This window comes from Dolichospermum circinale AWQC131C, from assembly GCF_000426905.1.
Taxonomy (GTDB): domain Bacteria; phylum Cyanobacteriota; class Cyanobacteriia; order Cyanobacteriales; family Nostocaceae; genus Dolichospermum; species Dolichospermum circinale.
In genome coordinates, this window is the sequence record NZ_KE384594.1 from 38,847 (window position 1) to 46,068 (window position 7,222).

Consider the following 7,222-nt stretch of genomic DNA (forward strand, 5'->3'; position numbering starts at 1 on the left):
CTCACCATTTACTATAGTCCTAATCAGAAAAAATCAGAATATTTCCGAGGTCCAGATTTCTTTGTTGTGCTAGGAACAGAACGCAAAACTCGAAAAAGTTGGGTAGTTTGGAATGAAGAGGGAAAATACCCTAATTTTATTTTAGAGATTCTTTCACCAACTACAGCAAATACAGATAAGGAATATAAAAAAGAACTTTATCAAAATACTTTTCGCACCCCGGATTATTTTTGGTTTGATCCTTATACACTAGAATTTGCAGGTTTTCATTTATTAGATGGTAAATATCAAGCTCTAGAAGCAAATGAAAAAGGACATTTATGGAGTGAACAATTAGATTTATATTTGGGAATTGAGGGAGGATTATTAAGATATTTTACACCAGAAGGTAAATTAGTTCCTACTCCAGAAGAAACCGCAGAACGTTTAGCAGCAAAATTGCGAGAATTGAATATAGATCCTAATACAATTTAATGTACAATTAAACTTTTGTTGGGTTGCGCTGTCGCTTAACCCAACAAAAGTTTTAATAATCAGGTTTAATAATGTTGGGTTTCGTTCCTCAACCCAACCTACTGGAAATTTACACCTTCATAAATATCGCTAAAAGGAATTTGAAAATCTATTGATTTTAAAGACAATATATCATTTACTGATTCATATTCAGTTAATACCCATTGTGCTTCTGCATTTTTAGCAAATTGTTCAATAAAATATTCATATTGGTTAATCATAATATATTCTTTCAATTCAGGAAGAGAACGATAAAATCTAAATTTGTCGGTTCTATCATAATTTATAGTTGATTTAGATAACACTTCTACAATCATTAAAGGATTTGTTACTTGAGTAGTTCCAGTTCCTTGATATGTTGGTTCTCCTTGAATTACCATAATATCTGGATAAGTATATATTTGATAACGCTCTATCCATAATTTAACATCACCCATATAAATCTTGTAATTTTGATTCCGCATTTTTAATTTAAAATGTAGATAAAAATTACCTGCAATTTCATTATGATTTGTAGTTCCACCAGTCATAGGTATAATTTCCCCGTGTATATATTCATTTTTAAATTCTGATTTTTCCTCTAGTTCTATATATTCTTCTGGAGTGTAATATTTGCTGGATGTTTGAACTTGCATATCAACCTCATATTTTCAATTTTAATTACCCAGGATAATGCTTGGCTAAAAATTCTTGTGCTTGAGCTTTATCCTTAATTATACCATCTACAGTCGCAGTCAATAAATCATCAAGCATTTGCTTATATTGGGGACTAGGTTTATAACCCAATTGTTTTAAATCATTCCCATTTAACAGCGGTTGAATATTTCCCCAATTTGTTAAATATTGCCAAATTCTTCTTCTAATTTTCCGGGGACTTTGTAAAGCAATTAAAATCAAAGTTTGTAAATCATATTTTTTGAGTAAATACACAGTTTGACTGGGTTTTTCAAAAGTGGGTAATAATCTCATTACCTCAGATTGAATTTGAGATAATTTTTCTAATCTGCTAATACTATCATCAGCTAATTGGAGATTTTTAGCAACTTTTTCTCGATATTCTGGCTGTAAATAACCTATTAATACCTCCAGACGCATTTGCCAATTTATTACAGTTTGTTTTCTGTCAAATTTCCTTAAACAGTGTTTTAATAAATTTAATTGCCGATTAAGTTCTCTATCTAATTTTAGGGTAGGATGAATACATTGTAAAGCCCCTAAATTATTAAGTAATTCTAAAGCTGATTGCCAATAAGGTGCTGCTAAAATATACTTTAATTCAGTTTTTAGTCGAGTTTGCAAAGCCGGAGTTTTACTATTTTCTTGACTAGTACGATTATAAACTCCACTATTTATAGCATAACGAATATAGGTTTCTGTTTGGGTTTCTAGGGAAAATCCAAACCGTACCGCAAACCGCACCCCGCGATAAATCCGCGTCGGATCTTCAATAAAACTATTAGCGTGTAAAATTCTAATTTGCTGATTTTTTAAGTCTATAAAACCACCAAAAAAATCTAACAATTCACCAGCGCGAGGAGAAGTTAACCGCAAAGCCATAGCATTAATTGTAAAATCTCGCCGATATAAATCTTGACGAATGGAACTAGCTTCAACTTCTGGATTTGCTGCTGGATAAGGATAAAACTCGGTTCTGGCTGTGGCAATATCTACCCATAATGAATCTAATAATATATCTTTATGCCATAATAAAGCCGCAGTTTGAAAAGCACCATGAATTTCTAATCTGGCATTTTGATAAATGTGCTGTAAGGCTTTAGCTAGTTCTACCCCTGCACCGACATTTGCTGTTTTATGAAAACCATCAACTACTAAATCAATATCATTAATCATTAAGGTGCGATTTCCTGTTTCTGATAGTAGTAAATCTCGCACTGCACCACCAACTAAATAAAGATGCCAACCTCGTTTTTCTGCTTCTTGAGAAGCGATATGAAGTAATTGCCACAGTTGAGGAGTAAGACGTTTTTCTAATTCATAATTGAGTCGCAAATTCTGATCATAGCTTTGGATTGGGGATTGGGGATTTTGAATTGTTAATTGATGTAATTCTCTTAAAACATCGGTGCGGGTGACAATACCAACTAATTGCCCTTGCTCTAATACTGGTAATCTGCCAATATCATAAGTTACCATTAAAGACTCAATTTCTGGTAAAGAAGTATCAGGGGTAATTGTTTTTAAATTACTTGTCATATAACCTTTAACTGGTGCATGACTAAATCCATGATGTAAAGCAATATCTAAATCACGTCGGGAAATAATTCCAATTAATAAATCTTGGTTATTAACTACAGATAAACCTGAATGTCCATAACGTAATAAAATCCTTTGTGCTTCGGCTATAGTAGTTTCTGGGCGAATTGTTCGCACTGGAGAAGACATTAGATCTCTAGCAATAGGAGGGTGGGGAATTTGCCCTTTTAATCCATCTAATAATTGTTGTAAAATTGCTTGGGAATCTGTAGTGCGGAGGTTTAAAGATGCTGCTTGGGAATGTCCACCGCCACCATAAGATGTAAATAATTGATTAAGGTTTGTTTGGGGAATTTGTGTTCTCCCAATTACTGTTAATCGCCAATCTTCTTCACTTAAAGGATATTCATTTGCTAATAGTACAGCATCGGTTTCTGTTAAATCAATTATTTCTGAAGCTAAACCCGATAAACCCGGTACAAAACTATCTGTTTTTATTGTCACCCAAGCAATAGTATATCCCCGCAAACAAAGATATTCTAACTTTTCCAAAGCTTGACTTAATAACTGTTGTAATTGTGGTGATAAACCAGGATCTCGATAGGTAGAAATAACTGATAAATTTGCTCCTTGCTGCATTAACCAACCTAATGCTAAAGCATCTCTGGCTGTAGATTGTTTATAAGTTAATGAACCTGTATCCACATGAATACCCAAAGCCATTACTGTCGCTTGAGCGGAATTTAAAGAAATATTGCTTTTTTGTAATCTTTCTACCATTAAAGTAGTTGTAGCCCCTACTTCTTCAATGTATGATTCAGTAGAGGGAATGTCTCTCTTCTGTTCGAGATGATGATCATAAATGATGATCTCTTCCACATTAGCTAAATCAAACCAGATAGCTGCTTTACCCAAGCGATCGCGCTTTTGAGTATCTACAACCGTTAAAGAACGAATTTTCTCAGGAATTACTGAACGTCTTTCAATTAACGGATACTCGTCACGGTGTAGTGCCAAAAAATCCCTGACAGGGGGATGAGCGCCCCCAGTGAGGACGATTTTACTTCCCGGTTGGAGACAAGTCAACCCTACCGCTGCCCCCAAAGCGTCAAAGTCAGCAGTTGTATGACAAAGAATTAAATCCATATATTTAAAAGTGAGTTAAAAGTGACAGGGGACTCTTAACAGGAAACAGGGAATATCATTTCCATCTTAATCATTTTCCCAATGTCTAATCAGCAGATTGGAAAATTAGATATGAGCAACTGTTACAAACCCGACGTAAAATATTAATTGATCAGGTGATGCTTTGTGAGTTCAGAAGGTTCGCTGAAAACCACTAAGACTATAAACAGCAGCAGACCTGGGGTAAACTAAGATTTCGTTATGTTGGGAAAAACAAAATGACCACAGTATTTCAAATTGCTTTAATATCACTAGTCTTGTTCTCTTTCGTGCTTGTGATTGGTGTACCCGTTGTTTACGCCACTCCTCAAAACTGGGTAGAATCTAAGAAACTGCTCTGGGTTGGGTCTGGAATTTGGGTAGCTTTAGTTCTGTTAGTTGCTATATTAAACTTCTTTGTAGTTTAATTAACTGCTTTAACTATCCACTAACATATACCATACAAACTAGAGGAGCAGAAAAGCCAATACAAAAGGTCAAAATAGAAAAAATACTCTTAAATGTTCTTTTTCTAGCCGACTTTTTCCTGATTGTGCTTTCCTGCTCTTATATTTTGAAAGCAGAAAAGTATATTGGTTAAGTACCTATTGTAATATTGATTCAGAGGCATTATGGCAGTTTTTGAAGGAAGTTTTATTCAAACCGAGTCTTTGCGCTTTGCATTGATTATCGCTCGCTTTAATGATCTTGTCACCCTGAAACTAGTGGAAGGATGTAAAGACTGCTTAAAACGTCACGGTATCAATCCTGACACTGAAGGAGAGCAAGTAGACTATGTTTGGGTTCCCGGTAGTTTTGAAGTTCCCAATGTAGCCCGTCAATTAGCAATGTCTGGCCGTTATGATGCCATAATTTGTCTTGGTGCAGTAATCAAAGGACAAACGCCACATTTTGATTATGTATCTGCTGAAGTTTCTAAAGGCATTGCTGCGGCTAGTTTCCAAACGGGAGTACCCGTAATTTTTGGGATTTTGACAACTGATACCATGCAGCAAGCTCTAGAACGGGCAGGAATTAAAAGTAATCACGGTTGGGAATATGCTATGAATGCCATAGAAATGGCCAGTCTCATGCGTCAATTACGCCCGAATTTAGCAAGTTAGTTAGGTCATGGGTATCGGGTAATAGGTAATGGGTAATAAGTAATTTTTTTTCACTAAAAACTAATGACCACTGACCAATGGCACCGGAAAAAAAATTTTTAATTTAGGGGTTGACAAACAAGAATAAATCTGGAATAATAAGATTATTGATGAGTTGCGGGTATAGCTCAGTGGTAGAGCGCAACCTTGCCAAGGTTGATGTCGCGCGTTCGAATCGCGTTACCCGCTTCTAGTTTAGGTTATTTTATTAAAATAAAACTGACTTATTTTCTATTTCTGTCAAATTGATATGTGATGGGTTTTTAGGTTAGGAGCTTTAATAGTAGGCTTTATGGGCTACTTCAGCTTCTAGGAGTAATTTTAGGTTTCCTCATACTGATTTTTGGAAAAAGTAGGGAATAATGTAAGAAAACCGCTCAAGTTATTTACCTCGCTTGTGCAACCTCAAAAACCAGATAAAATTGATCTAAACACGGAATACGCTTGTCCTTGTCGTCGCAAGGGACAGTTAATTCCTATCACGCTGACAGAAGCTTTTGGATGCGATCGCTGTCAGCAGATTTTTGTTGTAGAAGAAAATGGATATGTATTAGAACAACTGACTACAACTTATCCTTATAAGCGGGCTTGGCGCTGGAAAGGAAACAGTTGGCACGTTGTTCAACCTCCCTTAAAACGAAATTATTTACCAATAGCGTTAGGGATTATTTTTGTGTTAGTCATTATATGGCTACCATTAGCACTGCGATTAGCTAATAGTTCCAGCATCCTCGCTTGGGCAATGGTAGCAGTGTTATTGGCAATTTTACCAGTGCTAATGATCTGGCTTACTTACAGACGTTAACCCCATGACAGATGAAGTGATTGATGATTACCCTGAACCCATGACAAGCGCTGAACGCGCTTTTCAAGCTTCTCTGAAATTGGGAATTACCAAAGGGACAGATAGGAGTCGGGCTGTGTTAGCAATGGCACAAGCCATCGAACGGGATTTTGATGAAATTCTCGAAGCTAATACCTTGGATTTAGAAGCAAGTCGAGAAATGGCAGTTCCAGAATTAATTTTGGACTGGTTGAGACTAACCCCCTCCAGGTTGGAGAATGCAGTTAAGATTCTGCAACGGTTGGGGGAATTATCTGATCCTTTGCGACGAGTCCGAACTGCTGATTATCAGCAGGAAGACTCCCAAAGTTATACCCAGTTAATGCCTCTAGGGGTGATTGCTTTTATTTATGAAGCTTTCCCAGATTTAGGGGCAATTGCGGCTGGTTTTTGCCTGAAAACTGGTAATAGTATTATTCTCAAAGGGAGTACAGAAGCTAGTCATTCTAATAAAGCGATCGCTAATGCACTACAAACAGCTATTACCAAAGTTGGTTTACCAGCAGGGTGTGTAGAATTAATTACTGCCGAACATGGCGCGTCTGTGCGAGATTTAGTTACTCAAGACCAGTATTTGAGTTTAGTGATTCCTTACGGACGTACTAGTTTAATTCAACAAGTAGTTAGACAAGCAACTTGTCCAGTTCTCAAGTCAGCCATGGGTAATTGTTACCTGTATTGGTCTGTCAACAGTAGCTTAGAAATGGTACGTTGGATGATTATAGATAGCCATGAAAGCGAACCAGATCCGGTAAATGCCATTGAAAAAGTTTTAATTCATCGTCAAGCTTTACCATCTTCCTTATCAGTGCTATGGAGTAGCTTAAAAGAAAAAGGTTTTCAACTTAAAGGAGATGCAGAATTAGTTGCAGCTTTTCCGCAGTTACAATTAGTAAAAGACGAAGAATGGGGGACACCTTATTTAACAAAAACAGTGACCTTTAAATTGGTAGATAGTTTAGAAAGTGCGATCGCTTGGATTAACCAATATAGTAGTAGTCATGCTGATAGTATTGTCACCGAATCCTATCAAGAAAGTCGCCAATTTGCATTAGGAGTAAATAGTGCCTCCACCTATATTAATGCTTCCCCTCGTTTTTCCCGTCATTCCTCACGAGGAGAAGCTGTATTTTTAGGAATGTCCAATCAAAAAGGACATAGAAGGGGATTTATTAGTTTAGAAACTTTAACAACAGTGAAGCATATTATTCAAGGGAATGGACGCTTTTAATAGTCAGTTGTGAGAAATAAAACTGTTATATACAGCACTTCCCGGTGTTATGAGGTACATATTTAGCGGGCAAGATGCCCGCACCACAAGAGT

7 protein-coding genes and 1 tRNA gene are annotated in these 7,222 nt (G+C 36.4%); 6 read left to right on the forward strand and 2 right to left on the reverse strand.

The window, feature by feature from the left end:
- Nucleotides 1-474 (forward strand): Uma2 family endonuclease (locus ACIR131C_RS21880; protein WP_035371504.1); only part of this gene is annotated, 474 nt, incomplete at its 5' end.
- A gap of 98 nt (nucleotides 475-572) precedes the next feature.
- Here the strand turns inward: ACIR131C_RS21880 and ACIR131C_RS0104290 are convergent.
- Both ACIR131C_RS0104290 and ACIR131C_RS0104295 read right to left on the reverse strand, forming a co-directional pair.
- Nucleotides 573-1,148 (reverse strand): Uma2 family endonuclease, encoded by a 576-nt coding sequence (locus ACIR131C_RS0104290; RefSeq protein WP_028083225.1) that lies wholly within the window; start codon nucleotides 1,146-1,148, stop codon nucleotides 573-575.
- Between the two features lie 25 nt (nucleotides 1,149-1,173).
- Complete coding sequence (locus tag ACIR131C_RS0104295) at nucleotides 1,174-3,873, reverse strand: CBS domain-containing protein (RefSeq protein ID WP_028089200.1); 2,700 nt, start codon at nucleotides 3,871-3,873, stop codon at nucleotides 1,174-1,176.
- A 257-nt stretch (nucleotides 3,874-4,130) separates the two neighbouring features.
- On the opposite strand from ACIR131C_RS0104295, the gene psbZ reads away from it, so the two are divergent.
- The 5 genes from psbZ to ACIR131C_RS0104320 all read left to right on the forward strand — a co-directional run bounded on the left by psbZ (nucleotide 4,131) and on the right by ACIR131C_RS0104320 (nucleotide 7,129).
- A complete protein-coding gene (gene psbZ, locus ACIR131C_RS0104300; RefSeq protein ID WP_028089201.1) occupies nucleotides 4,131-4,319 on the forward strand; it encodes a photosystem II reaction center protein PsbZ in 189 nt (62 codons plus the stop codon).
- Between the two features lie 204 nt (nucleotides 4,320-4,523).
- Nucleotides 4,524-5,015, forward strand: coding sequence for a 6,7-dimethyl-8-ribityllumazine synthase (gene ribH, locus ACIR131C_RS0104305; RefSeq protein ID WP_028089202.1), 492 nt, complete (start codon nucleotides 4,524-4,526; stop codon nucleotides 5,013-5,015).
- 156 nt (nucleotides 5,016-5,171) lie between these two features.
- Nucleotides 5,172-5,243 (forward strand) — tRNA-Gly (locus ACIR131C_RS0104310).
- 208 nt (nucleotides 5,244-5,451) lie between these two features.
- The gene (locus ACIR131C_RS0104315) at nucleotides 5,452-5,859 is read left to right on the forward strand and encodes a hypothetical protein (protein ID WP_028089203.1); all 408 of its coding nucleotides are present in this window, start codon (nucleotides 5,452-5,454) and stop codon (nucleotides 5,857-5,859) included.
- A gap of 4 nt (nucleotides 5,860-5,863) precedes the next feature.
- Nucleotides 5,864-7,129, forward strand: coding sequence for a glutamate-5-semialdehyde dehydrogenase (locus tag ACIR131C_RS0104320; protein WP_028089204.1), 1,266 nt, complete (start codon nucleotides 5,864-5,866; stop codon nucleotides 7,127-7,129).
- Nucleotides 7,130-7,222 lie beyond the last annotated feature (93 nt).